The organism is Streptomyces soli, assembly GCF_003999195.1.
GTDB lineage: Bacteria > Actinomycetota > Actinomycetes > Streptomycetales > Streptomycetaceae > Actinacidiphila > Actinacidiphila soli.
On sequence record NZ_RJVR01000120.1, the window covers coordinates 80,718 to 107,434 of the forward strand.

A 26,717-nucleotide genomic window follows, 5' to 3' on the forward strand; every position below is an offset into this window, starting at 1 on the left:
CAGTCCAGAGAAGCGATTCCTCTCAGGCGTGAACGCCCGAGGTCCCTCGCTAGACCACGCTGATGTCGCTCGTCCGCGCCCAGCCCCCGTGGGCCCGTGCCGTACCGCGCCAGAGAATTCGCCGGGTCACGGAGACGTCATGCTCAAGGCCCCGGGCGGGAAGCACAAGTCCACCGCCCTGGCGGCCGAACCCTTCGGGACGCCCTGCTGCCGAGCCTTGCCGCGGAGCACCGGTCGGCGGCTGGGCCATGCCCTGCTGCCCGGCCCGCCGGCGTACGAGGGCGGCAGCCTGATCGCAGCGGGGCAGCAGGCCTCGGCTCACCCGTGAGGCGGCGCGGATCAGGTTGTTGCTGACGCTGATCCCGCCGACTGCTCACGGCCGGCGACGCCACCTGGGTCGAGGCGACTGTGGAGGTCCCCTGGGGACGCGCGGCACAGTGGTCCCGGAGGAGCTGCCGAAGCGGCATCTGCGGCTGGTCAAGTGAGCCGGTTCCGCGACCCGCAGAACCCCGCCGGCCTGGAGTTTTCCTCCAACTCGGCGGGGCTCTGCGCGCCGACGGGACGACAGAACCGCACTTACGACGAGGTCGCCGCTGCCTCCTCTGCCGTGATCCTGGGCCGGTTCGGTTCAGCCGTCAGGGAGCGGAGCTTCGCGGCGGCCGGGTCCGTCGGACGGCGCAGATGCCAGTCCGTCACCGCCTGGTAGGCAGCGGCAACTTCCAGAAGCCGGTCCTCCTCGTACGGGCCGCCGCCGAGGATCGCGCCGACTGGCACCCGGGCGCTGTCGAAGCCGATCGGGAAGGCGATCTCCGGCAGGCCGAGGATGTCGAAAGGCACGGGGCCGGTCTGGAGCAGCACGTCGCAACTGCTCAGGACGCCGTCGAGCACCTCCCGCAGGAGGTGGTTCTTGGCCCGCTGCCCGGTGATCCACTCATCACCGGAGAGCATCAGCCCCTGCAGCCAGGTGAGCAGCGAGACCCCGAAGGCCGTGGGATCCGCGCGCAGCCAGTGCCGGAACGGCTCGGTGCGTTCGCTGAGCCGAATGGCGTTGAAGGTGCCGGTGAGCAGTGCCCAGTCGTCGGGATAGGTGACGTCGACGAGCGTGGCGCCGGAGACGCCGGCGAGTTTGTCGAGGAAGGTCTTGCGTATGGACAGCACATCACCAGACGCGCTGCCGAGGTAGTCGGTGGGGACACCGATCCGCGTCGCCCTGCGCAGTCGGACCTTTCCGCCACTTGAGACGACGGGGGTGGCGGAGCGCACGAGGTCGGGCACGGCGGGCAGCCCGAGGGTGCGCGGGTCTTTCGGGTCGGGCCCGGCGAGAACCGCCAGCATGAGGGCCGCATCCATCGCGTCGCGGGCGAGCGGACCGCTGTGGTCGCGGGTGAAGGACAGCGGGATGACACCGTGGATGGAGGTGCGGCCCATGGTGGGCTTCAGCCCGGTCAGGTTCTGCTGGTTGGACGGACCGGTGATGCTGCCGCCAGTCTGGGTGCCGATCGAGGATGTCGCCATGCGGGCGGCGACAGCGCACGCCGGGCCGGTGGACGACCCTCCGGGGTCTGTGGACGCGTTGTTGGGCGTCCAGGCGTTGACCGTGGTGATGGTGCCGTTCGGAGTGGTCGCGCGGGTGGTGGCGAGCGGGCCCATCTGGCCCTTGCCGAGCACGATGCCGCCCGCTGCCTTGAGCCGGGCGACCGCGGTCGCATCCTCGTCCGGCACGAAGTCCGCGAAGATGAAGGAGTTCGCGCGGGTCGCGATGCCGTTCGTGAAGTAGTTGTCCTTGATGCACAGCGGGATACCTGACAGTGGCCCGCGCTTGCCCTCCCCACGGTCGGCATTGCCCGCCGCGGCCAGGGCCTGCTCACCGACCACCACGGCGAACGCCTGGTAAGTCGCGTCGTACTTGTTGATCCGATCCAGGTGTGCCTGCACGAGGTCGACGGCCTTGAGCCGGCCCCGCCGCATGAGGACGGCGGCCTCGGCGAGGGTTGCCTCGGCCGGATCCCTGCGTGCCGCCTCGCGTACGTCCACGTCCGGGACGGTGACCGTCGGCTTACGGGTCGCGGCGGAGGCGGGAACGGCCTGCGCGGCCAGGGTGACCCCTGCGGCGATGGCGGTGGAACGGGCCAGGAAGGCCCGGCGATTGACCTCGCGGCTCATCGTCCGCCCACCGTTCCGGTCCAGGCCTCGGTGATCGACGGGTACTCCAGCGGCGGCGAGGCCTGCTGCGCGTACGCGGCCGCCCAGGCACCGCTCGCGGACGGCGCCCAGTTGGCGATGGCGGGCGGAGTGCTCTTGACGAATGTGCGCAGCGAATCCAGGGCCTGTGACCGGGTTGGCGCGCCCGTCGTCGGATCGCTGCTCTCGGGGAGTTGGTTGAGGTCGACTCCGGCCAGCGCGAGTCTGGCTCGTATGTAGGTGTCCAGTTGCTCGTCGGTTGGCTGCTGCGGCTCGCTCATAGATCCTCCAAGTGATCACTTGTGCCGCAATCAACCAGTTTTTAATGTCAAGCATGTTGATCAACTGATGCGGCGGCGTTACATGCCTCACCCGTGCGCCGGCCGATTTCCACCGTTTGCCGGACAGAAGCGGACGCATACGAAGGACATCCGGACAGGGCGGCTTCGCCTTTAAGGTCCATCCCGACACGGGCCGACATGCCGCTCGGGGGGCCGTGGCTGCAAGGGCCCCATCCCCACGTGCGCGGGCCGGATGCATTCCGACCTACTTCATCTCCGCGCCGCACGCTATGGACTTGTCGGTCCGTAGACGACACCCCGCCGCCACCTCGGTGATAGCCCCCCTACCTGACGGAACACCAGGTGGCACCCACACGGCATGGCGGCGATACCGAACCTGGCCGGAAGCTGATCCCCCCTTCCCAGACATCGCCACAACAGGGCAGCGCCTGGTGATCGCGAGACGGGGCGAGGTTCGCCATGGTCTCTCCGTCGAACACCGCGAGACGGCTCACCCAGGCTCATCTACGAGAGCCAAAAAAAATCGGACGGCGATGTCGAGAACCCGTGACTGGCTCCGTCCCCGCAATGAACGCGACCAAAATGGGTCGCACCAGCACCGAGGAGAAACACGATGGCCAAGTACTTGCTGCTCAAGCACTACCGCGGCGCCCCGGCTTCGGTCAACGACGTGCCGATGGACCAGTGGACGCCGGAGGAGATCTCGGCCCACATGCAGTACATGAACGACTTCGCGGCCCGGCTGGAGAAGACCGGCGAGTTCGTCGACAGTCAGGCCCTTGCACCCGAGGGGACGTTCGTCCGCTACGACGGCGAGGGACGCCCGCCGGTCACCGACGGCCCGTTCGCCGAGACCAAGGACGTCATCGCGGGCTGGATGGTGATCGACGTCGACAGCTACGAGCGCGCCGTCGAGCTGGCCGGGGAGCTGTCTGCCGCCCCCGGAGCGGGTGGCAAGCCGATCCACGAGTGGCTGGAGCTGCGCCCGTTCCTGGGCGTGCAGCCCACCATTACGGAATGACCTCTCAGGTGACTCAGATGAACGAGGCCCTGCTGAGGAGCCTCACGCCGAGCGTGCTCGGCATCCTCGTCCGCCGCGGAGCCGACTTCGCGGCGGCCGAGGACGCCGTGCAGGACGCGCTCGTCGAGGCGGTCCGCGTCTGGCCGGCCGACCCTCCGCGGGATGCGAAGGGCTGGCTGGTCACCGTGGCCTGGCGCCGGTTCCTCGACGCGACCCGGGCGGACGCCGCCCGCCGCCGGCGTGAGGACCTCGTCGACGAGGAGCCGGCGCCCGGGCCCGCACCCGCGGTGGACGACACGCTCCAGCTCTACTTCCTGTGCGCCCACCCGTCGCTGACGCCGTCGTCCGCGGTCGCGCTCACGCTGCGCGCCGTCGGCGGGCTGACCACCCGCCAGATCGCCCAGGCCTACCTGGTGCCCGAGGCGACCATGGCGCAGCGCATCAGCCGGGCCAAGCGCACCGTCTCCGGCGTGCGGTTCGACCAGCCCGGCGAGGTCGCCACCGTGCTGCGCGTCCTCTACTTGGTCTTCAACGAAGGCTACTCCGGCGACGTCGACCTCGCCGCCGAGGCCATCCGGCTCACCCGACAGCTCGCGGCCGCGATCGACCACCCCGAGGTGGCGGGGCTGCTCGCCCTCATGCTGCTCCACCACGCCCGGCGCGCCGCCCGGACCGCGCCCGACGACAGCCTGGTGCCGCTCGCCGAGCAGGACCGCGGCCGGTGGGACACTGAGTCGATCGCCGAGGGCGTCGAGATCCTGCAGGCGGCCCTCGCCCGCGACCGGCTGGGCGAGTTCCAGGCCCAGGCCGCCATCGCGGCACTCCACGCTGACGCGCCCACCGCCGAGGAGACTGACTGGGTGCAGATCGTCGAGTGGTACGACGAGCTCGCGCGCCTGACCGACAGCCCGGTCGTCCGGCTCAACCGCGCGGTGGCCGTAGGCGAGGCCGACGGACCGCGCGCCGGCCTGGCGGCGCTCGTGGCGCTGGACGACTCACTGCCCCGCCACGCCGCGGTGGCGGCGTACCTCCACGAGCGCGACGGCGACCTGGCGACGGCGGCACGGCTGTACGCCGAGGCGGCCCAAAAGGCACCCAACCTCGCCGAGCGCGACCACCTGACGCGCCAGGCCGCCCGGCTCAACGCCCGCCGGTGTCGCTGACGGGTCGCGCTCGGATTTTCCCGCGGCACTTGGCGCGGCCCCGTGGCCAGAGCGGTCGCCTCAAAGCGAGTAGGCGGGTCGAGACCAGCTGCACGACGCGTTGCCGGCGGGGAAGCTCAGCGGCGACGACATGTGCGCTGGAGGCGTGGTGTCTCAATAGACCCGCCCGCTGAAGTGCCCGGTGCAGGTGACCCATCTGCGACGGTTCGGCTGCCTGAAAAGCGGCTCACCAGGCTCATCTACGAAGAGCCATTAAACAACCTCTCGGATCTTCACGCTGTCGCGCCACGAGTGCCGCGGCTCGTATCCCAGCACCTCACGGGCCCGCCGCACGCTGAGCAGCGTCTCATAGGTGCCGATCTCGCGGGTGAGCTTCACGTCGGGGAAGACCTCGGCGAGGAGTTCCGCGGAGGGACGGTCCATGATCGTGTCGGCCGCGGCGATGACGTAGCTGGACGCCCCCGTGACGGGAGCGGTCAGCCCGAGCCGGCACGCCTGGGCGACGTCGCGGGCGTCGACGTACCCCCACAGGTTCCACTTGCGCGCCTGCGGGTCGGACCAGTAGCCGGGCACGAGGGCGTAGTCCTCCTCGAGGTGGACGTTGGACAGGCGCAGCGCGACGAAGGGAATGCCCGACCACGCGGAGATCTGCTCGGCAGCGGTCTCACCGAGGACCTTGGACAGGGCGTAGGTAGAGGTGGGATAGGGGTAGTGGTCCTCGTCCACGGGGACGTAGCGGGGCGGGACGTCGAAAGGCAGGCCGAGCGTGGTCTCGCTGGAGGCCCAGACCACGCGGCGGAGCTTGTTGTGCGCGGCGGCGAGGAAGACGCTGTGGTTCATCGCCGTGTTGGTGGCCAAGGTGTGGGCGGCCGGGTAGAGGCCAGGAGCCGGGATGTTGGCCAGGTGGACGACGCTTTCGGCGTCGCCCAGCACGTCCACGGCCTGCCCGTGGTCGGTGAGGTCCGCGCACTGCAGCGACACGCCGAGCCCTTGCGCCCACGCCCGCTCGGCTGGTCCCGCCGCGATATCCACGGCCAGCACCTCGTACCCGTGCTGCACCAGATCCGCGACCACGACCCGGCCGGTCTTCCCGGTGGCCCCTGTGACGGCGACTGTGTTCATGCGCTGGGCTCCCCACTCGAACTCTTGCCTGCTTGCCGTCCCATCCTCTCCCCTGCGGCCGCGGAATTGCAGCGTGTCCCGCTGGTCGGACATGGCCGTTCCTCCACGCCGGAAAGAAAAGCCACGCGGCGATTCCGGGCGCGCGTTGGTGAGGGCCATCCGGCGGCCCGTGGGCTTCGCCGTGCACAGCCTTGGCGTGTACTTCGGCTCGGGCGACGAGGGGCGCGGCTCAGCCCCCGGCCGGAGGACAATCTCGGACTGATCAACCGCCGTGTGGACGCGGGATTCGATCCGCTATCCGACGGCCGCACACGTGGTGCCGCGCGGCAGCAAGCACCTCAGCACGGGCAGCGGACTCCCCCGCCGGCGGCCTGGTCTGCCACTCGACCAGGACCTCGCGCACCGCTGCGCACACCTCGAGCAACGGCGTCCGGACTACTACTCACCCCGTGAGGCAGCGCTGAGGCGGTGGGGTAGAAAGCGGGCGGCCCGAGGTCATCGCAACCGACTCCGGGCCGCCCCTTCGGCTCTAGGGGCCCGCGCCGGCGCCCTCACACGAGGGATTCGAGGAGCCGAGTGAGGCAGGGGCGATATCGGTCGAGTGGGTGGCTGAGGAGATCAGGACAGGAGTCGGAGGGACTCGTCCCAGAGGCGTTCTGCGTTGGCGGCGTCGAGTGCGTAGGGCGCGACGCCACCGGCCCAGCCGTTGCCGTCGGAGACCGGGATGGCTTCGTTGCAGTCTTCGAAGTAGCGGCCGCCGATGCCTTCCAGCTGAGGGGAGGTGGCCAGTAGCACGGAGGTTGCGGCGCCCTGCTGGGGGGTCTTGTGGCGCTCGGGCGGGGTCTTGAGGCCGCCGGTGTGGCGCTGGAGGTTGGTGGCGATGGCGCCGGGCATGAGGGCGTTGGCGGTGATCCCGTCGGTCGCCCAGCGGCGGCTGGCCTCGACGGCGAAGAGCACGGTGGCGGTCTTGGACTGGCCGTAGGCCACCAACGGGTCGTAGGGGCGGTAGTGGAAGTTGATGTCGTCGAAGACGACGGGGGAGATCAGGTGGCCTCCGGAGCTGACGACCACGATGCGTGCGTTGCCGTCGGCGGCCAGAGCGTCATGGAGTCCGGTGGCCAGGGCGAAGTGCCCGAGGTGGTTGGTGGCGAACTGCATCTCCCAGCCCTCGGGGGTGCGTTCGAGTTCCGGCGTGGCCATGATCCCGGCGTTGTTGACCAGGATGTGCAGCGGCCCTTCCCACGCTTGTACGAAGGCGTCCACCGAGGTCCGGTCCGAGACGTCGAGGCGGGCGACGTGGATGTCCTTGTTGCCGGTGGTCTCGGTGATGTCGGCAGCGGTTGCTTCACCGGCTGTTGTGTTGCGTACTGCCAGGGTCACCTGGGCGCCGGTGGCTGCCAGGGTCCGGGCGGTCTCGATGCCGATGCCGGAGGTGGCGCCGGTGATGATCACGCGCCGTCCGGAGAGGTCGATGCCACGGGCTACTTCGTCAGCAGTGGAGGAAAAGCCGAAGGGGGTCGTGATACGAGTCATGATCAAGATTTCTTTCGTGAGATTGCGCGGGAGTGGAAGTACGGGGGCCAGCGCGGGGAGGGCGTGAAGGGCATCAGACGGTCATGGGGAGATTCAGGCGGGGTGGCCTGGTGCGGTCGCGAGGGTGACCGCACCAGGCCGTCGGCGCCGGCCAGTGCGCGGCGGCGTAGTTCCTCAGGGTCGAGGCCCTGGGCGCGTACGGCGTCGGCGAAGTGCTCGATGTCCTTGCGCATCAGACCCTGCAGGTGGGGGGCGACCTCAGGGGTGATGGCGGTGCCGAGCGCGCGCAGTGAGGCGCTGCCTCCGCTGCTGTCGGAGATCACGTCGAGGACGGCTGGGATGTGTACGTGGAGCTGCTGGGCGAGGCGGACCAGGTCCACGGCGTTCTTCAGGTTCGACATCGTCATGGCGTTATTGAGGAGCTTGGTCATCTGGCCGCTCCCGACCGGGCCCATGCGGCTGACGCGGGCGGAGAAGGTGGCGAAGACCGGTGAACACCGCTCGAAGGCGGCCTTCTCGCCGCCGACGAACGTGGTCAGGGTGCGTGCCTTCGCCCCCGGGCCGCCGCCGCTGACCGGAGCGTCCAGGTAGAAGGCGCCAAGGCTGCGCAGGGACTCGGCGATCTTCACGTTCTCGCCGGGATCTCCGGTGCGGTGATTGACGACCACCGTCCCCGGCCGGAGGCGCTCGCGTACCCCCGGGGTATTCAGGACGTCCCAGATGTCACTGTCATCGCGCAGGCACAGCGCCAGGATGCCGCTGGCGGCGACGAGATCGACGACCGTGGCGTGAACGGTATGCGGGACGTCTGCCACCGCTTCCAGCGACTTCGGGCGCCGGGCCCACACGTGGAGGTCGAAACCACGGTCCCCTATCGCCTGGGCCATGGGGGCACCCTGGTCTCCCAGGCCGATGAAGCCGACGGCCGGGCGCTGCTGTTCGGGGCTGCTCACTGCGCTCACCTTCCAGATCGGATCATGTACATGGAAATCTGAACATTCCGCATTGCTGGTCCCAGTCATCGTTGCTTCGCGTCTCGACCCCAGCCAGTGCCGTGTCAACACTGGTAGTGCCAGGACCAGGAAACCCGGCCGCAGATCATCAGCCGACGGAGTCGACCAGGCTTGGGGCGGAATGCCTCGTACCGTGGAGCACGTGAGCGCCAACCACCTCGGCAACTACCTCCGAGCGCGTCGTGACCTCGTTGACCCCAAGGACGTCGGCCTGCCCGGTGGCGGCCGCCGCCGCGTGCCCGGCCTGCGCCGCGAGGAAGTCGCTCTGCTCGCCGGCATCAGCAGTGAGTACTACCTGCGCCTGGAACAAGGACGCGACCAACACCCCTCACCGTCCGTCCTCGATGCCCTCGCCCGCGTCCTCCAGCTCGACATGAACGCGACCCGGCACCTGCACGCCCTCGCCACCCCCGCTCCGCGACACGGCAGCCCGAACCCCGACGACGAGCGGGTTCCTCCCGGCATCCAGCAACTGATCAATACATCCTGGGCGGGCACCCCTGCCGTGGTCCTGAACCGCTACATGGACGTACTGACGGCCAACCCCCTGGCCATGGCGCTGTCGCCCAGCAACCAGCCGGGCACAAATTCCATACGGTCCGCGTTCCTCGACCCGCGCCTGCGCTCCCTCTACCTCAACTGGGGCGAGATGACCATCCGCGCCGTCGCTGGCCTGCGGGCCCTCATCGGCCCGGATGACAGTGATCCACGCGTCGTGGAGCTGGTGAACGAACTCTCCGCAGACAGCGAGACCTTCCGCCGTCTTTGGGCCCGCCACGACGTCAGCCCCCAGGGTACTGGCACGTCACAGATAGACCATCCGCAGGTGGGGCGGCTGGAGCTGCGCTACGAACGGCTCCTGCTCGCCAGTACCGACGGCCAACTCCTCGTCGTACATCACGCCGATCCCGGCAGCACATCCGCGCAGAAACTGGCCCAGCTCGCCGACACCCTCAGTACGTAGCGAACCAACGCTGCTCCCGGACCAGCCACCGTCCCTGACCTCCGTGGACAGAACACCTAGCCCTCACGACTGTGCATCAGGGCACAGTGGTTTGGGGCGTGCGAAGCGGACGGCGAACGTCCCCCCGCGCCGACATCACCGTCGACGCAGGCTTCATCCCCACCTGGTGAATGCACGGCCGAGAAACGGCGCGGAAAGTGGCTGCTCGCCCACCCGCGCTTCCACATGCACTTCACGCCCACCAGCTCATCCTGGCTCAACCAAGTCGAGCGGTGGTTCGGCATCCTGACGGACAAACAGATACGGCGAGGTGTCCACAAGAACGTCCAAGCACTGGAGAAGGACATCCGTGAATGGATCTCCCACTGGAACGAAGACCCCAAGCCATTCACCTGGACCAAGACCCCCGACCAGATCTTCGAACGCCTCGCCGGCTACCTGAACCGCCTACCAGAACACAAACCGTAGTTATAAAGTGTTTCCAAGACTCAGGACATCAGGAGCGTGGGTCAGTAATGGTTCAGGGCGAAAACGATCTCCACACGGGGTCGATTCTGGCGCCTTCGGGAGCGGCAGCCCCCCACCGGAGGCCCTTCCGTGGTCGATTTGTGGCTCGCTCGCCCCACCGGGGCCGGTCCAACGTCGTTACTGGGACACGCTCCTAGGGACTGTCTGACAAATGATCAGGTTGTGGTTCACGGAGCCAGCGGATGAGGGAGGCAAGGCGGACCGGGCGAGGTCCAGGGTGGTCAGCCGCTGCGGACGTTGCGGTCAGACTGCCCGGATCGGCGCGTACTGAGGCTGCCACATGGCTGCACGGATACGATCCTCGATCGCGTCGTCGACGACCTGGCGGGCGACTCCGTCGTCGGCGGCGGCGTGGGCGACGGCCACGGCCACGGCGGCAGATGTGTCGCGGAGCTGTTGCGTCGGGGGCAGGATCGGCGCGCCAGGGGTGGTCGGGTCTACCAGGGTGGCCACCGCGTGAGCGGCGGCGGTAAGCATACCGTCCGTGATCCGGGTGGCGCGCGCCACGATGGCGCCGAGGCCGAGGCCGGGGAAGATCAGCGCGTTGTTGCCCTGCCCGATCTGGTACGTGACGCCCTTGTACGTGACCGGATCGAAGGGGCTGCCGGTGGCCACCAGGGCCCGGCCATCGGTCCACGCCAGCAGGTCGGCGGGCACCGCCTCGGACAGCGGAGTGGGGTTGGACATCGGCAGGATGATGGGGCGCTCGGTGTGGGCGGCCATCTCACGGACGATCGCTTCGGTGAAGGCACTGCTCTGGCCGGAAGTTCCGATGAGGATGGTCGGCCGGACCCGGGCCACCGCTTCGGCCAGGGAGATCCCGCCCAGGGCCGGGTCGCGGTTCCAATCGGCGACCTCAGCCGCGGGGCGCGCGTACGGCACCTGAAAAGGACGCAGGTCGGTCATGTCGTCGGTGAGCAGGCCGTACCGGTCCACGGCCCAGAATCGCCGGGAGGCCTCGTCGGGAGTCAGGCCGGCCGCGATCATGGCGTCGCGGAGCTGGTCGGCGATGCCCACGCCCGCGGTACCCGCGCCGAACACCACGATCCGCTGATCGTGCAAGGGCGTGCCGCTGGCCTTTACCCCGGACAGCACAGCGGCCAGGTTCATCGCGCCGGTGCCCTGCATGTCGTCGTTGAAGGTGAGTACCTGGTCGCGGTAACGGTCAAGGATGCGCCGGGCGTTGCTGGGCCCGAAGTCCTCCCAGTGCAGCAGCGCTTGGGGGAAGAGCTTGCTCGCAGCGGTCACATAGGCGTCGATGAAGGCGTCGTAAGCTTCCGGTTCGGCCCTCGGGTGCCGGTTGCCCAGGTACAGCGGGTCGTCCAGCAGTTCGCGCCGGTTGGTGCCCACGTCGAGCATGACCGGCAGGGTTCGTGCCGGATCGATGCCCGCAGCGGCGGTGTACACGGCGAGCTTGCCCACCGCGATGTCGATGCCGCCGACGCCCCAGTCCCCGATGCCCAGGATCGCCTCGGCATCCGTGGCCACGATGAGATCGACGTCGTCGGCCCTCAGACCGGACGTACGCAGGGCGCGCTCGATGTTCTCGGGCGCGTCCACGGACAGGTAGACCCCGCGCGGACGCCGGTACTCATTGCTGTACCGCTGGATGGCGGTGCCCACCGTGGGGGTGTAAACGATCGGCAGCATCTCCTCGAGGTGGTCGCCGACCAGCCGGTAGAACAGCACCTCGTTGCGGTCGTGCAGCGCGGTCAGATTCACGTTCTTGGCCGGGTCACTCGGCTGGGCGCTGTACTGCGCGTAGGCGCGGGCAGCCTGCTGGTCCAGGTCGAGCATCCCTGGCGGCAGCAGCCCGACGAGACCCAGCGCGTCGCGCTCCTCGTCGGTGAACGCGGTACCCCGGTTCAGCCGGGGATCGGTCAGTACCGCACGGCCCCGGGCCGTCGTCTCCCAGCGTCCTTGCTCGGAGTTCCACGTCGTGGTGTCGGTACTCATGAGGTCTCCTTCGGAAGGGCGAAACCGATGCGCGTGTGCTTGGTGCTCCATGCGATGCGGTCGGGGCGCCACGAGGGAACCAATCAGTGCGGCCGCCGGCCCAGCCACGCGGTTGCCCCATGTGTGGTGGAAGCTGCGCCGAGCAGCGCGCCCTCCAGGGAGGCGGAACACGCCAGTTCGGTCGCCCCACCAGGTTGCTCACCCGGGGCAGGTGCAGCACGTTGGCGAAGGCTGTACCAGGTCCGCCCGCTGCCCCGGCGATGCCGCGTGTTCTTGCAACACCGGCTCACCGATGGCGCGCAGCCATGCCGCGCACAAAGGGGGATCCTCCGTACCGACGCAGGTTGTCAGCTTCCCGAGCACGTGGACGACGAGGAACGACAGCATGACCCTGACTTCTGTGTGCGCAGGCAACAGCGCTCGGCCCGCGGAATTCACGGCGACCGCCGAGCCACCTGCTTCTGAGCCACTCCAAGCATTTTCTCACGCTATATGGGGCCCTGCCATCGCATGCCTGCACGATTCTCGGCAGCGCGCCAGCGTCTGGCGTTTCGGCTAGCCTGGTGAAACGACGAGGTACTCATGCGTGCATCCCGCGGCGCCGAGGTCCTGTGGCGACAGGTGCTCGTTTTCAAACGTTCGCAGCGCCTGAAGCCGCTGTGTCTCATTGGCAGTTGGCTGTGATGACCGGCGTTTCTCGGCAGCACACTGTGCAGCCGACTCGTCTGAAGTCGATGGGAGGGAAAGGACTCCACCATGGCTTTCATCACCTTCAAAAACGAGACCACGATTTTCTACAAGGACTGGGGAAGCGGTCAGCCGGTCGTGTTCAGCCATGGCTGGCCGCTGAATGCCGATGCCTGGGATCCGCAGTCCCGACTGCTGGCGGAGAACGGCTTCCGCGCGATCGCCCATGACCGCCGCGGACACGGCCGCTCCGGACAGCCGTGGGAAGGCAACGACCTCGACACGTACGCCGACGACCTCGCGGAGTTGCTCGAAGCCCTGGACCTGCGCGATGTGATCCTGGTCGGCCACTCGACCGGCGGCGGCGAGGTGACGCGCTACATCGGCCGCCACGGCACCGGCCGGGTCGCCAAGGCGGTCCTGCTCAGCGCGATCCCGCCGCTGATGCTCAAGACCGACGCCAACCCGGAGGGCCTGCCGATCGAGGTCTTCGACGAGCTCCGGGCGGGTGTCGCGGGCGACCGCTCGCAGTTCTACCAGGACCTCAGCGCGGCCTTCTACGGTGCCAACCGGCCCGACTCAAAGGTGTCCCAGGGCACGCGTGACGCGTTCTGGCTGTGGTCCATGCAGGTGGGGATCAAGGGTGCGTACGACTGCGTCAAGGCGTTCTCCGAGACCGACCTGACGGAGGACCTGGGGCGATTCGACATTCCCACCCTGATCGCGCACGGCGATGACGACCAGATCGTGCCCATCGTGGCATCGGCCCGAAAGTCCTCGGAACTCGTCAAGGACGCCACCTTGAAGGTCTACCCGGGAGCCCCGCACGGCCTGTCGATGGTCGCTCCGTACAAGGACGTCTTCAATGCCGATCTGCTGGCCTTCGCGCGCAGCTGACCCGGGACAGCATGCCGGTCCGACTGCGACGCCCTCTGGAGAGCCACATCCCGCTCACCGGGTGCCGGCAGGCTTGGCGAATACGCGGCGGTGCGACCCGCGGAGGATTCCCATGAGCAAGCATGAATTCTGCGGAACAGTCACTCTACGAGCCGGGAAGCGGAGTGGCGTGGCAGTACCACCGCCGCCCTCGTTGGGCTGCGCTCCGGCACTGCCACTGCATGCGCTCGCCCCCAGCAATACCGCACCGACCCCCGCCGCGAGCCAGCCCTTCCTCGCGGCGTTCGCCGCACGTACCGTGATCAACTTAAGTCCCCCCACCTCGGATGCCGCTGCTAATAGGAATACGCGTCGACCCGAGCACTCGGTTGCCGCCGTTGCGAAGCTGATACGACCGCCGGCCGAACGAAGCGACCTCGTCCCGTAAGACCGCCTATCGCCCCTGGATCAGTAGCCGAGAATAGGAGACATCCGCACTTCCGGAGATCGTGGCCGAGCGCACGGGCACCGACGCGCCGGTCCACATGCCGGAGGACCAACCAGACCCCGTTGTGCAGTTGACGGCTACCCGGCTGCAGCGGAAGCGCCGACTTCGAGGAGGTGGCGGTTGAAGAAGCGCTCTGAGCTGTCCAGCTCGAACGCGGATATGCCCGCGTGGCGGCCGGGGTTGGCGTGGCGAAGGTCCCCGAAGAGCGCGGTCTCAGGCGGGATCCGGATCGATCGATGCTGATGCCGCGGCCCTGTGGTTGGGCAAGCGCCGGGCCTACTCACCCTCCCGACATGCTCCAGCACTGTCCATGTCGGCCGCCGACACCAGCCGCAAGTATGAAGTGGAACCGACCCACATACCGATACCGCCCAGCGGCTCCTACGGTTCGGGCAAAACACCACAGCGGGACACCACCGCCGCCCGCGGCGGTGTCGGGAGAGCAGCCGAACGGACAGGCCGCCTCCCGCCGCCCGATGGCGACAGACCCTCAGGAGCCGGCCACCATGCGTTTCAGCCAGACGAACACCAGATCAAAATCCGCCGTCGCTATCGCCGCTGTCGCCGCTGTCGCCGCGGGCACCCTACTGGCCGGCTGCGCCGCCGCCGGGACCGCGGGCTCGGACGGCGCAGCCTCCGCCGGCAGTTCGGCGAGCGCTCCGGTGAAGGTGGGGCTGGTCTACTCCCGCAGCGGGCTGCTCGCTGCCTACGGCGCGCAGTACGAGCAGGGCTTCAAGGCCGGCCTGGACTACGCCACGCATGGCACCGGAAAGGCCGGCGGCCACACCATCGAGGTCACCGAACAGGACGACGCAGGTGACCCGGCGAAGGCCGTCGCCGACGCGAAGGGTCTGATGGGTAAGGGCTACAAGATCATCGCGGGGACCACCGACTCCGGAGTCGCCCTGCAGATGGCCCCGTTGGCCGCGCAGAACCAGGTGCTGTACATCGACGGTGCGGCGGCCACTGACGCGATCACCGGCATCAACAAGTACACCTTCCGCTCGGGGCGGCAGTCCTACCAGGACATCCTCACCGCCGCCGCGATGCTCGGCGACGCCAAGGGCAGGAAGGTCACGGTAGTGGCCCAGGACACGGCCTTCGGGCAGGCCAACGTGGCGGCGGTGAAGGCGGTGCTCGGGGCGAAGGGCGCGAGTGTGGGATCCGTGCTCGCGCCGCCCAGCGCGACCGATCTCACCCCCTTCGCCCAGCAGGTCAAGTCGGGCAAGCCCAGCCTGGTCTTCGTCGCCTGGGCCGGAGCCACCGCTCCCGCGCTGTGGACGGCGATGAACCAGCAGGGAGTCCTCAACTCCACGAAGGTGGTCACCGGGATGGCCGGCACCGCCTCCTACCCGGTCTTCGGGGCCGGTGGGAGCAAACTGTCCTTCCTTGCCCACTACTTCCCGGGCGCGGGCGGGGGCAATGCGGTTGAGACAGCGATGATCAAGGGCATCACCAAGGCGGGCGGCACGCCCGACCTGTTCAGCCCGGACGGCTTCACCGCGGCGCAGATGATCGTGCACGCCATTGAGTCCGGCAGCGCCACCGACACCTCAGCGATGGTCAAGGCGCTGGAGGGCTGGAGCTTCGACGGGGTCAAGGGCGCCGAGCAGGTCCGCGCTCAGGACCACGCCCTGCTCCAGCCGATGTTCGAGGCCAACCTGACCGGCTCCGGCGCCACGGCCAAGCCGAAGCTGGTCAAGTCCTTCCCGATGTCTGCGGTCGCGCCGCCGGTGAAGAAGATGGCAGGCTGAACCATGGCTCCCCGGAACGCAACGGCACCCGCCGTCGCCGAGGGCGCGGCGACCGGGGCGACGACCGCCGCCCCTGTCCTGCGTCTGAGCGGTGTCGGCTGGGCGGTGGGCGGCGCCACCATCCTGCAGGGCGTCTCCCTGGACGTCTATGAAGGCGAGTTCCTGGCCTTCATCGGCCCCAACGGCGCCGGCAAGACCTCTCTGTTCAACCTGATCAGCGGGCTCAACAAGGCCACCAGCGGCACCGTCGAGCTGGACGGCACCGACGTCACGGCCGAGTCCGTGTCCACGCGTGCCCGGCGCGGTCTGGGCCGAACCTTCCAGACCTCCAGCCTCTGGCCCGCGATGACCGTGGCCGAGCACATCCGGCTGGCCGCGCAGGCAGCCACGGGCGGCTCGTACGGGTTCTGGCGCCGGGCAGGGCGGTACTCGGAACAGGTGGCCCGGACCCTGGAGCGCACCGGCCTCGCCCACCGCGCCGACACGCTTGCCGGATCGCTGTCCCACGGTGAGAAGCGCAAGCTCGAACTGGCCGTCCTGCTGGTCGGCGAACCTCGGCTGATGCTGCTGGACGAGCCAATGGCCGGCGTGAGCGCCGAGGAGGTGCCCACCCTGACCGAGCTCATCCGCTCCCTGCACCGCGACGAGGGCCGCACCGTGCTCATGGTGGAGCACCACATGGACGTTCTGCTGGGTCTGGCCGACCGGCTCGCCGTGATGCATCACGGCACCCTGCTGGCCCTGGACACACCCCAGGCCGTGATGGCCGACACCACCGTCCAGCAGGCATACCTCGGGGAGGCGCTGTGACATCCGAGCTGACCGAGCCGTTGCTGAGCGTGCGGGCACTGCGGGTCGTCATCGGCGGCCGGCACATCCTGCACGGCGTGGACCTGGACGTCGCCGCGAGCGGCGTCACCGCCCTGCTCGGCCGCAACGGCGCGGGCAAGACCACCACCGTACGGGGCATCCTCGGACTCGTCCCCCGCACCGGCAGCGTGCTGCTCGGAGCCGAGGAAACCGTCCGCCTGGCCACCCACAACCTGGTCCGCCGTGGCATCGGCTACGCCCCCGAGGACCGTGGGGTATTCGCCTCGCTCACCGTCGCGGAGAACCTGCGGCTGGCCGAGCGTGCAGGAGCAGGGGAGCCCGACTACCCCCTCGTCCACGAGCTCTTCCCCGAGTTGAAGACACGCGCCCGGCAAGCCGCAGGAACCCTCTCGGGCGGGCAGCAGCAGATGGTCGCCATCGGCCGCACCCTACTGAACGGCAACCGGCTGATCATCGCGGACGAGCCCACCAAGGGCCTCGCCCCCAAGGTGGTCACCGAAGTCGCCCAGGTCCTGGAGCGGGCCGCCGAGGCCGTACCCGTCCTGCTGGTCGAGCAGAACCTCGCCCTGGTACGCCGCCTCGCCGCACACTGCGCCGTCGTCGCAGACGGCCGGACCGTGCATCGCGGCCCCGCCGCCGCACTGCTCGCGGACGCCGACGCGCTGCGCCGCCTGCTCGGAGTGGGCCGCCACGACGCCGGCACCCCGGCAGAAGCGCAGCCACGAACAGCGCTCGAACCCACGGCGCCACGACCGTCCGCAGCAGATGAGGACCGGCCGGCTGCCGCAGGCGCGGGGAAGGCCGCAGGCACAGCGAACACGGAGGCAACCCCCTGATGGCCACGATCGTGCTGCTCACTTGCACCGGACTGGGACTGGGCGCGCTGTACTTCCTGGTGGCCTCCGGCCTCTCGCTGATCTTCGGTCTGATGGACGTGCTGAACTTCGCCCATGGGGCCCTGCTCTCCATCGGCGCGTACGGTGCCTGGTGGGCCGCCAGCGGGAACCTCCCCGGAGCCGGCCGGAGCGGATTCGGCTTCGTCCTGGCGGTGGCCTTCGGCACGGCGGTCGGCACCCTCGCCGCGGTCCTCCTCGAACTGGCCGTCATCCGCCCCCTCTATACCCGACCTCGCGAACAGATCCTCGCCACCGTAGGCGTGGGCCTGGCCGCTCCGGCACTGCTCTCGGCGATCTGGGGCTCCGACGCCCGCACCTTCCCCGGCCCCGCGGCGCTCTCCGGCACCTTTCCGCTGCTCGGCGCGGCCATACCGGTCAACCGACTGGTGCTCGTCGCCGCCGCGTTGGTAGTGCTGGTGGCCCTCAGGCTCTTCCTCGGCCGGACCCGCCACGGCCTCGTCGTCCGTGCCGGCGTCGAGGACCGGGCCATGGTCACCGCCCTTGGCATCGACGTGCGCAAGGCGTTCACCCTGGTCTTCGCCATCGGCGGCGCCGCTGCCGCCCTCGCCGGCGCGCTCGGCGGCCTGTACTTCGGCTCGGTCGACCCCGGGCAGGGCACCTCGCTGCTCATCTTCGCGTTTGTCGTCGTGGTGATGGGCGGCATGGGCTCGATCACGGGAGCCGCGGTGGCCGCCGTCGGCGTCGGCCTCGTCCAGCAGTTCGCCAACTACTACACCGCCGCCGGCCTCGGCGACCTCGCGGTCGTCGTCATGCTCGCCGCACTGCTGCTGATCCGGCCGCGCGGACTCACCGGGAGGCTCGCATGAGTACGACCACGCCCACTGCCGAGCCGACCCGGCAGGAGGCCCCCGGCCGGGCGAGGCCGCGGTCCTCGCCAAGCTGGCTGCGCCGCGCCGGACGCTGGTGGCCCGGCGTGCTCCTGCTCGTCCTGTTTGTCGCCCCGTACAGCGCGCTGCAGGTACCGGGCGTGTTCGACGGGCCGATCGGCAGCCCGGGCACTTTGCAACTGCTCGCGCTCTGTCTGGTCTTCGGCGCCCTCGCCACCGGATACGACCTCCTGGTGGGCCGCCTGGGGCTGCTGTCCTTCGGCCACGCTCTGTACTTCGCCGCCGGCACCTACGCCACCAACACGATCACGCTGGAAGCGGGCCTGCCGTTCGTCGCGTCCGCCCTGCTCGGACTGCTCGTCGGGGCCGTGCTGGCCGCGCTGCTGGGCTCGGTCAGCCTCCGGGTCACCGGCATCGGCTTCTCCATGGTCACACTGGCCTTCGCCCAGGCGGGGTCCATCCTTGTCGAACGGGATCCCGGTGGCATCACCGGGGGTGAGGAGGGCCGAGCGGCGCCGGCGCAGCAGCTGCCCGCCTCCCTGGTCGGCATCCAGCACACCGCCAACCTCTACTGGATCGCCCTGGCCTACCTGGTGATCACCCTCGTCGCCGTGCACTGGGCGGTCCGCTCGCCCACTGGACGGGTCTGGGAGGGCATCAAGGAGAACGAGCGACGGGTCGAGGTACTGGGCCTACGTCCGTACGGCTTCAAGTTGCTCGCCTTTGTCCTGGCCGGGACCCTGGCGGCGCTCGGCGGAATCGTCTACCTGCTGCTCACCGGGGGCGCCACACCGCAGACCACCACCTCGGACTTCACGCTGTCGCTCCTGGTGATGGTGGTCCTGGGCGGTTCCGGCAGCCGCTGGGGACCGCTGATCGGCGGCGTCCTCTACACCTGGGCCGACCACCGGCTGGGCGACCTGGCCGGCTCCGGAAGCGTGGCCGGGCTTCCGGCGGCGTTGCGGGTACCGCTCTCGCAGCCGATGTTCCTGCTCGGCGCGATCTTCGTCGTCGTGGTCTACGTGCTGCCGGGCGGCGTGGTACGGCTGCCCGGGCACCTGCGCGAGGCGCGGACGAGCAAGCGGTCGCCCGGATAGGCGGGGGCGGCGCGAAAGAAGCCCGACGCGGCCCCGGCTCCTGCGTCCGAACCCCGCCCGCCGCGGGCGGGGTTCGGACGCGCGCCGCCTTGGCTGCCACGATCAGCCGGTGTGCGTGAGCCCCGGCGTGCCCCCGCCCTGCGGACGGGGGCACGGACGCTGATCAGTGGTGGCCCGCGAACAGGCGTAGGCGCAGAGCGAGTTGGAGTTCCAGGGCCCTGTCCGGGTCGTCCCAGCCCTTTCCCAGCAGGGCTTCCACCCGGTCCAGCCGCTGTACGACGGTGTTGACGTGTACGTGCAGCTGGTCTTTGGCCCGGGTAAGGCTGCCGCCGCAGGCGAAGTAGACGGCCAGGGTGTGGACGAGTTCGGTGCCGCGGCGGGCGTCGTAGTCCAGGAGGGGGCCGAGCGCGGTGGTGATGAATCCGTCGACGTCGTGTGCGTTGCCGAGCAGTACACCGAGGAAGCCGAGGTCGGCGGCGTCGGCGCCATCGCCGGTGCGATCCAGCACATGAAGGGCGCGAAGACAGCGGACGGCCTCGGCGTGACCGGCAGCGAGGGCCAGCGGCCCAGCAGCGGGGCCGGCGGCGGCTACCGTGACAGGCGCGGCCATAAGGTGGGTGAGCTGCGCCGCGGCGGCCCGGGCGGCCTCGCCAGGCGCCGTCCCGTCATATGGCAGCAGCATGACGACCGTCTCGGCGTGCTCGGTGCTGATCCCGTCCCGGCCGAAGAGATACTGCCGGGCGGTCGCTGTCAGCTTGGCCCGTGCCGGGACGGCGGTTTCGGCGACGAGCAGCAGGTGCGAACGGTCCAGATCGGTGCCGAGCCGGCGGCCCCGTTCGACCAGCCCGTCCGGGTCGCGGTCAGGGGCGGTGAGCAGATCGGTGAGGAGTTCCCCGCGGATGCGGTTCTCGGCCTCGGCGACCGAACGGCGGAACAGCAGGAGCAGCGCGGTGACCACACCCGCGCGTTCGAAGACCCGGCGGTCGGGGTCCTCCAGCCGGGGGCGGGCGTGCAGCACGAGGCTGCCCAGTAGTTCCGGTCCGGCCAGTACTGCGCAGATCCAGCGGCCGCCACGAGGCACGGCTCGGCCGGCGGCGCGCGAGTCGGCCACCGCGGCAGTCATTTCCGCAGCGGCGATGTCCTGGTCGGTGCCGATCCGGGCGAGCCGTTTGCCTTCGTGGTCGTGGACGGTGATGCCACCGCCGAGGAGTTCCGCGACGGCGGCGGCGACAGTGGGTACCTCACCGCCACGCAGGACGATGTCGGTCAGCCGGTCGTGGGCCTCCTCGGCGCGCTGCATTGCTGCGGAGTGCTCGCGGATGACGGTGTTGGCGTCGGCGAGTTCGGCCAGGGCGGCATGTGTGTCGGCGAGGGCCTTGGCGGTATCGATGGCGATGGCGGCGTGCGCGGCCAGTGAGTTCAGCAGGGCCACTTCGTCCGGGGAGAAGTTGCGGGGGGTGCGGTCGGCGGCGAACAGTACGCCGATGACCTTCCCGCCATCGCGGGAACCCAGCAGCAGCGGCACGCCGAGGATGGCGACCAGCCCCTCCTCCTGTACCCCGGTATCGATGGTGTGGGTGTGGCGGAAGCGCTCGTCGGTGCGGTAGTCCGGGGTGGCGTAGGGGCGGGCCGTCTGCGCCACCAGGCCGCCGAGACCTCGGCCGAGTTCCAGCCGCAGGATCTGGAACAGCGGGGAGACCGAGCCGTCCGTGACGCGCATGTAGGTGTCCCCGGCCTCCTCGTCGGGGAGGGTGAGATACGCGGTGTCGGTGCCCAGCAGCATCCGAGCTCTGCGGACGATGGACCGCAGCACGGCATCGAGGTCGCGCAGCGCGGCGAGGTCCCCGGCGGTATCGAACAGCGCGGCGAGCTCGGCCTCCCTGCGGCGGTGCTGGCCCAGGGTGCGGTGGACGCGCAGGGCAAGCCAGGTCGCGTCCTCGATCCCGATGAGTTGGTCCGGCTCCGCGTCGGCGGCGCGGGCAGCCGCCAGGGGACCTTCGAGGTCATCAATGGGAGCGCCGTCGGCGAGTAGTTCGAGCAGACGGCGCAGGGCGGTGGCGATCAATGGTTCGGACATGCTGCTCGCCATCGTGGCACGAGGGACGGTAGGGGGTATTACGGGCCGCCTGGCCGGCCGGAGGGGCTCGGGCAGCATCCGGAGAGTACGCCGGTCAGGACACGGCGGTGCGGTTGCCGCGCCCGGCCCGGCCCGGCCCGGCGTGGCTTCGTTTGCGGTGGGCCTGGGGCTGGTCGGACGGGTCGTTCGCGGCCATCTCGGCGTCACCTTGGAACATGGCGGGAAGTGCCTCGCGGCCGGCACGCTGCGGGCTCGGCGGTGCGGCCGCCCGGGCAGGTGGTGGCCCTCGGCCTGCCTTGTGGCATCCGCGCGAGGCGGCGGACGTCGTGGAATCCGTCACTGCGCGGTCCAGCCGCCGTCCAGGGGCAGTGAGGTGCCGGTGACGAAGCCGGCGTACGGACCGCACAGCCACAGCGCGGCCTCGGCGACCTCCTCCGGCTCGATCAACCGCTTGATCGCGGTGCGCTCCAGCATCACCCGCTCCACCACCTCCGCGGCCGGAATGCCATGGACGAGCGCCTGGTCGGCGATCTGGTCCTCCACCAGCGGGGTGCGGACATAGCCCGGATTGATGCAGTTACTGGTCACGCCGTACGGGGCGGCTTCCAGGGCGACCACCTTGCTCAGCCCCTCCAGGGCGTGCTTGGCGGTGACGTACGCGGACTTGAAGGGGCTGGCACGCAGGCCGTGCACCGAGGAGATGTTGATGACCCGCCCCCAACCGCTCTCGTACATGTGGGGCAGGGTGCGGCGCAGGATCCGGAACGGGGCTTCGACCATCACGCGCTGGATCAGCGCGAAGCGGTCCGGCGGGAACTCGTGGACCGGGGCGACATGCTGCAGGCCGGCGTTGTTGACCACGATGTCCGCGTCGTCCGGCAGGGCATCCACGGCGTCCGGGACGGACAGATCGACCACATGTGCGATGCCGCCGATCTGCTCGGCCACTGCTTCCGCTGCCTCTGCCGCCCGATCCACCACGTACACCCGGGCACCGGCGGCGGCGAGGGCCGTGGCGCAGGCGCGCCCGATCCCGCTGGCCGCACCGGTGACCAGTGCGGTGCGCCCGAGCAGGAAACTGTCGCGATCGGGCCTTGAACCGGCGGACGGTCCGTTGCCGGGCTTGTGGGTACTCTCCATGGCTGGAAACGCTATGGAGGATCTTGCGTGTGTCCCATGTAATGTACGGCCATAATCTATCGCCCGGACGTAGCGGACCACCCCATCTGATCCCTGCGCCGACCAGGCCTCTGGTCCCGTGACGACGCGATTCAAGGCCCTCACTGGTGGCGATCACGCCAGCGGGCGATCAGGTAGGCCCAGCCATGTCCGCTCCAGGCGGGCGCGGCGTCGTACGGGTGAGCGGATTCATCCGCCCTCACCGCGACGACGCAACCGGAACCGTCTTGACGGCCACCGCCCGCAATACTGCGGCGTGATCCCAGGGCGACTGGTTCACGAACTGCTGCAGGGCCTGCATGTCGCCATCGGGCAACCGCTCAGCCATCGGTTGAATCGACATCCTTCGGCCGTCCAGCATCAGCCCACCTTCACCGGGTTGCGCGGCCTTCGGCCGCGCTTGTCCTCAATCGTTGGACGGACCCGGTGAACCAACGCGGGCGCCGCACTAGAGGAGTTGGCTGCTCGCCGACTCGGTGAGCCGGGAGGCGACCACGGCTGCGGCCTGAGGGTCGAACAACAGTGTGTAGTGATTGGTGCCGGGAACCAGTTCGGTGTGCAGGCGCGGGGCGCGCTGCTGCCAGACTGCGACCAGTTCGGCGGGGAGCAGGCCGGGCGGGGCGCCGAACATGCCTTGGGGGGCGTGCAGAAGCAGGGTGGGCAGGTCGAGGCCGAGCAGCGCCTTGCTGAGCCTGTCGCCGGCAATGAGCAGGTCCCTGCCGTCCACACGGACGGCCTCCTCGATGACGCGGGAGCGCAAGGCGCCGGGCTCGCCGACGAGGTCGTAGCGGACGTAGTCCTCCAGACCTTCGCTCCAGTTGTGGGCGAACGCCGGGTGGGCGCGCCAGAAGTCCAAGTAGTCCTCGGGAGTCTGGAAGGTCTGGCGCAGCCGGGTGAGGGCCGGACCCAGGATCGCCTCCGTCGCGGCGTCCGGGTCGGTGTACTCGGGGACGGGCAGCGGCAGTCCGCCGTCGACCAGGACCAGCCGCTCGAACAGGGCGGGCTGTTCGGCGGCGGCGAGCAGAGCGATGTACCCGCCGAGCGAGTGGCCGGTGAGTACCGGACGGGAGCCGCCGAGGTGGCGGACGCTGGCGAGGACGTCCCCGACGTGCTGGGTCAGGCCGTACGGTCCTGGCAGGCCGTTGCTGGCACCGCGGCCGCGTATGTCGAGGGCGGTCAGGGACCAGTCCTCGGGAAGGTTGTGCGCGACGGTCTGCCAGGAGACAGCCGAGCCGGTGGTGCCGTGCAGGGCGAGGATGGTGTGCTCGCCGGTGCCCCAGCGCAGGGCGTGGAGGTCGCCGTCAGGCAGCGGCACGTGGAGTAGTTCGGGTTTCATTGCGCGTCCTGTCGTCGGGTTGGCGCCGGCCGGCGGATTTGTCGGGGGAAGACCGCGTCTCCTCATGGGCGTGCGCAAGAGGCGCTGCCGGGCCTGCTGGGACGACGTACTGGTGTCCCGGCCGGTCGCGGCCCTGGTTGCGCCTACGCGGTGCGGCTCCCGCCATCAGTAGTACATCAACTAGCCTGCGCGTTTCACTTGGGGCTGTGTCCGGATCTTGAGCGGAAACGCGAAAGTGCCTCTGAGCTGGGACGATGAGGCTTGTCCAGGGCTGCGGAGTGGCCGTTGTTGCCGGTGGGCAAGAAGTCGGGCCGGCCGCCGACGTGGTCGCGGCGGCAACTGATCGACGGCATACGGTGGCGGACCAGGACCGGTGCGCCGTGGCGGGACGTTCCGGAACGGTACGGGCCGTAGGACCGGGCAAACCGCATCGGTGTGGACGTTGCCTGGGAATTGACTGTGAGTTCCCGGGGGGTGGTGCGGCGCGGGGCCGCAGAATGCGACGAGCGCTGGTATGGTTTGGCGTTTTTGGTTGAGTTTAGTGAGGTATTCGCGAAGGCCGGGCTCCCAGGGAACTCCCAGATTTCTATCAGGGATTCCAAGGAGCGGGCAGCCAGAATTCCCCGCCATGAGGGTGCTTCCACGGCGGCGCAGGGCTGTCCTGATGAACTCGGTGATGAGCGTGGTGCTCCTTGCGGCCGTCGGCGGTGCCTATGCGGCGGTGAGCAGTGGCAGTGGCACTCGCGCGCCTACCGGCACGCGAGCGGTGGCGGTCGCCAAGGGCACGGTGCTGGCGATGGTGTCCGGCTCCGGGGCACTGGTTTCGCCGAGCGATGTCGGAGTCAACTTCACCACCGGCGGCCGGGTCACCGAAGTGGACGTCAAGCCCGGCGACAAGGTCACCAAGGGGGAGGTGCTGGCCAAGGTCGACGCGACCGCGGCAAATGAGACGCTCACCCAGGCCCAGGCGTCGCTGACGGCGGCCCAGGCCAACCTCAGCAAGGTCGAGGCTGGTCAGGCGAGTTCCACCCCGACGGGGTCCAGCGGCGGATCGGGAAGCGGGTCAACCGGCGCCTCGGCGGGCATCGGCGGATCCGCAACGCAGCCGTCCGGGTCGGTGCCGACGCGCAGCGGCGCAACGCACAGCCCTACACCCAGCCCCTCCGCCAGCCCCACCGGCACCACACACAGCCCCACGCCCAGCCCCTCCGCCAGCCCCACCGGCACCACACACAGCCCCACGCCCAGCCCCTCCGCCAGCCCAACCGGCACCAGCAGTCCCGGGGCCCAGAACGTGTCCTTCGTGCAGGCGGTCGCCGACACCGCCACGGCGAGCCCGTCCGCGTCCGTGGACCCGGTCCAACTCGCCCAAGCCCAGTTGCAGTTGATCCAGGCACAAAACGCGGTGAGCGCGGCGCAGCGCGCGGTCGCCGGAACCGTGCTGACCTCCCCCGTCGGCGGCACGGCGGCAACGGTGGCCGGCAAGGTCGGCGAGACGGTCTCCGGCACGGGCAGCGGCTCCAGTTCCGGCTCGGGCTCGACCGCTGTTTCCGGCAATGGCTCCACTGGCTCCTCCGCCACGCAGACGGGTTTCGTGGTGATCACCAACCCAACCGGGATGCAGGTGACGGCCGACTTCTCGGAGGCCGACGCGCTCAAACTGCAGCCCGGCCAGCCGGCCACGGTCACCATCAATGCCGAGCCCGGCACGGTGCTCAACGCCACTGTGCTGTCGATCAGTTCCCTGCCCGTGACCAGCGGATCCTCGGGCGGCGGCAGCGGCAACTCGGGCAGTGCCGTGCAGTACGCGGCGACGCTCAACATCACCAGCCCGATCACCAACCTCATGATCGGGCTCAGCGCCAGCATCCAGGTGGTTACGGGCGAGGCTTCCAGCGCCTTGTACGTGCCGACGGCGGCGGTGAGCGGGACCGGCACGAACCGCACGGTGACGGTGGTCAAGGCGGACGGCACCACGCAGCGCACCAGCGTGACGGTGGGCGTGGAGGGTGACACCTACGACCAGATCACCAGCGGCCTGACTCAGGGCGAGCAGGTCCAAATCGCCACGGTCTCCTCGACCGGGACAGGCGGCTTCCCCGGCGGCGCCTTCCCGGGCGGCACCCGCGGCGGCGGTGGCGGGTTCCGTCCCGGCGGCGGTGGCGGGGGTGGCGGATGAGCCCGGCCCTGTGGCTGGGCCCGCCCAGGTCGGCGGCGGGCGCCGCCCCCGTGGAGCGCGGGACGCACACGGGCGGTCCCTGGGGCGCCGCGCCGGTGATCGAGGTGCGGTCGCTGACGAAGACGTACCGGCACCGCGACGCGGCCGTGCACGACAGCGGTCCGCAGGACTCCGACAACAAGACGAGCGGCGGCTACGGCTGCAGCTGCCTCCTCATGCTGGCTATCGCTGCGGCCGTAGGCGTGGCCATATGGGCCCACGGCGGCAACGTCACGCCGGCGCCGACGCCGGCCGCGATTCCGACGCTCACCCTCACCCCCAGCGCGTTTGCCGACGCGGTGCGCAACCAAGCGCCGGACCTGGCACCGATCCCCGACGACACCCTCGATTCGGCTGGCCAATCCGTGTGTATCGACGCCGACCACGGCACGCCGGTGAGCACTACCGCCGAGCGGCTGACTAGCAATTTCTCCGCCCAGGACGCCGGGGTGATCATTGACCTGGCTGCTGAGGCGTTCTGTCCCGGCCAGGAGGCCGCCATCAGTGCGGCGGCGAAGTCGCTCGGTTGGTGACTCCTCCCCCGGCTGAACCCGGGGGCTTCTCGCTATGCCGGGTTGGCGTCGCGATGGACCAGCCCGGCCCGTAGAACGTTGAGTGCCCCGACTG

The 26,717-nt window shown here is 69.7% G+C and carries 21 protein-coding genes and 3 pseudogenes; 14 read left to right on the forward strand and 10 right to left on the reverse strand.

Features of this window, described 5'->3' with window-relative positions; all coding sequences use genetic code 11:
- Positions 1 to 139: 139 nt before the first annotated feature.
- On the forward strand, positions 140 to 328 hold the full coding sequence (locus tag EFK10_RS10310; protein WP_127355422.1) for a hypothetical protein: 189 nt from the start codon (positions 140 to 142) through the stop codon (positions 326 to 328).
- A gap of 248 nt (positions 329 to 576) precedes the next feature.
- Here EFK10_RS10310 and EFK10_RS10315 read toward each other — a convergent pair whose 3' ends face one another.
- Both EFK10_RS10315 and EFK10_RS10320 read right to left on the reverse strand, forming a co-directional pair.
- Positions 577 to 2,163 (reverse strand): amidase, encoded by a 1,587-nt coding sequence (locus EFK10_RS10315; RefSeq protein ID WP_127355423.1) that lies wholly within the window; start codon positions 2,161 to 2,163, stop codon positions 577 to 579.
- Positions 2,160 to 2,462: a hypothetical protein gene (locus tag EFK10_RS10320; RefSeq protein WP_127355424.1), complete on the reverse strand. Its 303-nt coding sequence runs from the start codon at positions 2,460 to 2,462 to the stop codon at positions 2,160 to 2,162. The genes EFK10_RS10315 and EFK10_RS10320 overlap by 4 nt, the downstream gene beginning before the upstream one ends.
- A gap of 634 nt (positions 2,463 to 3,096) precedes the next feature.
- Between EFK10_RS10320 and EFK10_RS10325 the strand changes: the two genes are divergently transcribed.
- A complete protein-coding gene (locus EFK10_RS10325) occupies positions 3,097 to 3,504 on the forward strand; it encodes a YciI family protein (RefSeq protein ID WP_127355425.1) in 408 nt (135 codons plus the stop codon).
- Between the two features lie 17 nt (positions 3,505 to 3,521).
- Complete coding sequence (locus tag EFK10_RS10330) at positions 3,522 to 4,667, forward strand: RNA polymerase sigma factor (RefSeq protein WP_127355448.1); 1,146 nt, start codon at positions 3,522 to 3,524, stop codon at positions 4,665 to 4,667.
- 252 nt (positions 4,668 to 4,919) lie between these two features.
- On the opposite strand, the gene EFK10_RS10335 is transcribed toward EFK10_RS10330, so the two are convergent.
- The 3 genes from EFK10_RS10335 to EFK10_RS10345 all read right to left on the reverse strand — a co-directional run bounded on the left by EFK10_RS10335 (position 4,920) and on the right by EFK10_RS10345 (position 8,275).
- Complete coding sequence (locus tag EFK10_RS10335; RefSeq protein ID WP_127355426.1) at positions 4,920 to 5,789, reverse strand: NAD-dependent epimerase/dehydratase family protein; 870 nt, start codon at positions 5,787 to 5,789, stop codon at positions 4,920 to 4,922.
- 618 nt (positions 5,790 to 6,407) lie between these two features.
- Entirely contained in the window at positions 6,408 to 7,322 is a 915-nt protein-coding gene (locus EFK10_RS10340) for an SDR family NAD(P)-dependent oxidoreductase (RefSeq protein ID WP_127355427.1), read from the reverse strand.
- 2 nt (positions 7,323 to 7,324) lie between these two features.
- Complete coding sequence (locus tag EFK10_RS10345; protein ID WP_240677127.1) at positions 7,325 to 8,275, reverse strand: NAD(P)-dependent oxidoreductase; 951 nt, start codon at positions 8,273 to 8,275, stop codon at positions 7,325 to 7,327.
- A 202-nt stretch (positions 8,276 to 8,477) separates the two neighbouring features.
- Between EFK10_RS10345 and EFK10_RS10350 the strand changes: the two genes are divergently transcribed.
- Positions 8,478 to 9,299, forward strand: a complete 822-nt coding sequence (locus EFK10_RS10350) for a helix-turn-helix transcriptional regulator (protein ID WP_240677128.1) — start codon at positions 8,478 to 8,480, stop codon at positions 9,297 to 9,299.
- Between the two features lie 195 nt (positions 9,300 to 9,494).
- A pseudogene (locus tag EFK10_RS10355) lies at positions 9,495 to 9,767 on the forward strand (IS630 family transposase); the annotation flags it as partial.
- A gap of 303 nt (positions 9,768 to 10,070) precedes the next feature.
- Here EFK10_RS10355 and EFK10_RS10360 read toward each other — a convergent pair.
- A complete protein-coding gene (locus tag EFK10_RS10360) occupies positions 10,071 to 11,783 on the reverse strand; it encodes an NAD-dependent malic enzyme (protein WP_127355430.1) in 1,713 nt (570 codons plus the stop codon).
- Between the two features lie 756 nt (positions 11,784 to 12,539).
- On the opposite strand from EFK10_RS10360, the gene EFK10_RS10365 reads away from it, so the two are divergent.
- The 6 genes from EFK10_RS10365 (at position 12,540) to EFK10_RS10395 (ending at position 19,280) form a co-directional block, all read left to right on the forward strand.
- A complete protein-coding gene (locus EFK10_RS10365) occupies positions 12,540 to 13,367 on the forward strand; it encodes an alpha/beta fold hydrolase (protein ID WP_127355431.1) in 828 nt (275 codons plus the stop codon).
- 993 nt (positions 13,368 to 14,360) lie between these two features.
- A complete protein-coding gene (locus EFK10_RS10375; RefSeq protein WP_127355432.1) occupies positions 14,361 to 15,608 on the forward strand; it encodes a substrate-binding domain-containing protein in 1,248 nt (415 codons plus the stop codon).
- A 3-nt stretch (positions 15,609 to 15,611) separates the two neighbouring features.
- Positions 15,612 to 16,418, forward strand: coding sequence for an ABC transporter ATP-binding protein (locus EFK10_RS10380; protein WP_127355433.1), 807 nt, complete (start codon positions 15,612 to 15,614; stop codon positions 16,416 to 16,418).
- An 8-nt stretch (positions 16,419 to 16,426) separates the two neighbouring features.
- Positions 16,427 to 17,275 carry an ABC transporter ATP-binding protein gene (locus EFK10_RS10385; RefSeq protein ID WP_127355449.1) on the forward strand — a complete coding sequence of 283 codons (849 nt, stop codon included), beginning with the start codon at positions 16,427 to 16,429 and terminating at the stop codon, positions 17,273 to 17,275.
- Positions 17,275 to 18,162 (forward strand): branched-chain amino acid ABC transporter permease, encoded by an 888-nt coding sequence (locus EFK10_RS10390; RefSeq protein ID WP_127355434.1) that lies wholly within the window; start codon positions 17,275 to 17,277, stop codon positions 18,160 to 18,162. The genes EFK10_RS10385 and EFK10_RS10390 overlap by 1 nt, the downstream gene beginning before the upstream one ends.
- Positions 18,159 to 19,280: a branched-chain amino acid ABC transporter permease gene (locus EFK10_RS10395; protein WP_127355435.1), complete on the forward strand. Its 1,122-nt coding sequence runs from the start codon at positions 18,159 to 18,161 to the stop codon at positions 19,278 to 19,280. Before EFK10_RS10390 ends, EFK10_RS10395 begins: the two co-directional genes overlap by 4 nt.
- Before the next feature lie 163 nt (positions 19,281 to 19,443).
- Here the strand turns inward: EFK10_RS10395 and EFK10_RS10400 are convergent, their stop codons facing one another.
- The 4 genes and pseudogenes from EFK10_RS10400 to EFK10_RS10415 form a co-directional block, all read right to left on the reverse strand.
- Positions 19,444 to 21,357, reverse strand: coding sequence for a helix-turn-helix domain-containing protein (locus EFK10_RS10400; RefSeq protein ID WP_127355436.1), 1,914 nt, complete (start codon positions 21,355 to 21,357; stop codon positions 19,444 to 19,446).
- 336 nt (positions 21,358 to 21,693) lie between these two features.
- Positions 21,694 to 22,497, reverse strand: coding sequence for a 3-hydroxybutyrate dehydrogenase (locus tag EFK10_RS10405; protein WP_127355437.1), 804 nt, complete (start codon positions 22,495 to 22,497; stop codon positions 21,694 to 21,696).
- 259 nt (positions 22,498 to 22,756) lie between these two features.
- A pseudogene (locus EFK10_RS10410) lies at positions 22,757 to 22,903 on the reverse strand (transposase); the annotation flags it as partial.
- Between the two features lie 81 nt (positions 22,904 to 22,984).
- Positions 22,985 to 23,872 carry an alpha/beta hydrolase gene (locus tag EFK10_RS10415; protein ID WP_127355438.1) on the reverse strand — a complete coding sequence of 296 codons (888 nt, stop codon included), beginning with the start codon at positions 23,870 to 23,872 and terminating at the stop codon, positions 22,985 to 22,987.
- Between the two features lie 261 nt (positions 23,873 to 24,133).
- On the opposite strand from EFK10_RS10415, the pseudogene EFK10_RS10420 reads away from it, so the two are divergent.
- From EFK10_RS10420 to EFK10_RS10430, 3 genes and pseudogenes are all read left to right on the forward strand, one after another.
- Positions 24,134 to 24,283: pseudogene (locus tag EFK10_RS10420) on the forward strand (transposase); the annotation flags it as partial.
- Positions 24,284 to 24,500: 217 nt separating this feature from the next.
- Complete coding sequence (locus tag EFK10_RS10425; protein ID WP_164835920.1) at positions 24,501 to 26,051, forward strand: efflux RND transporter periplasmic adaptor subunit; 1,551 nt, start codon at positions 24,501 to 24,503, stop codon at positions 26,049 to 26,051.
- On the forward strand, positions 26,048 to 26,623 hold the full coding sequence (locus tag EFK10_RS10430) for a DUF732 domain-containing protein (protein WP_164835921.1): 576 nt from the start codon (positions 26,048 to 26,050) through the stop codon (positions 26,621 to 26,623). Before EFK10_RS10425 ends, EFK10_RS10430 begins: the two co-directional genes overlap by 4 nt.
- The last annotated feature ends 94 nt before the right edge of the window (positions 26,624 to 26,717 follow it).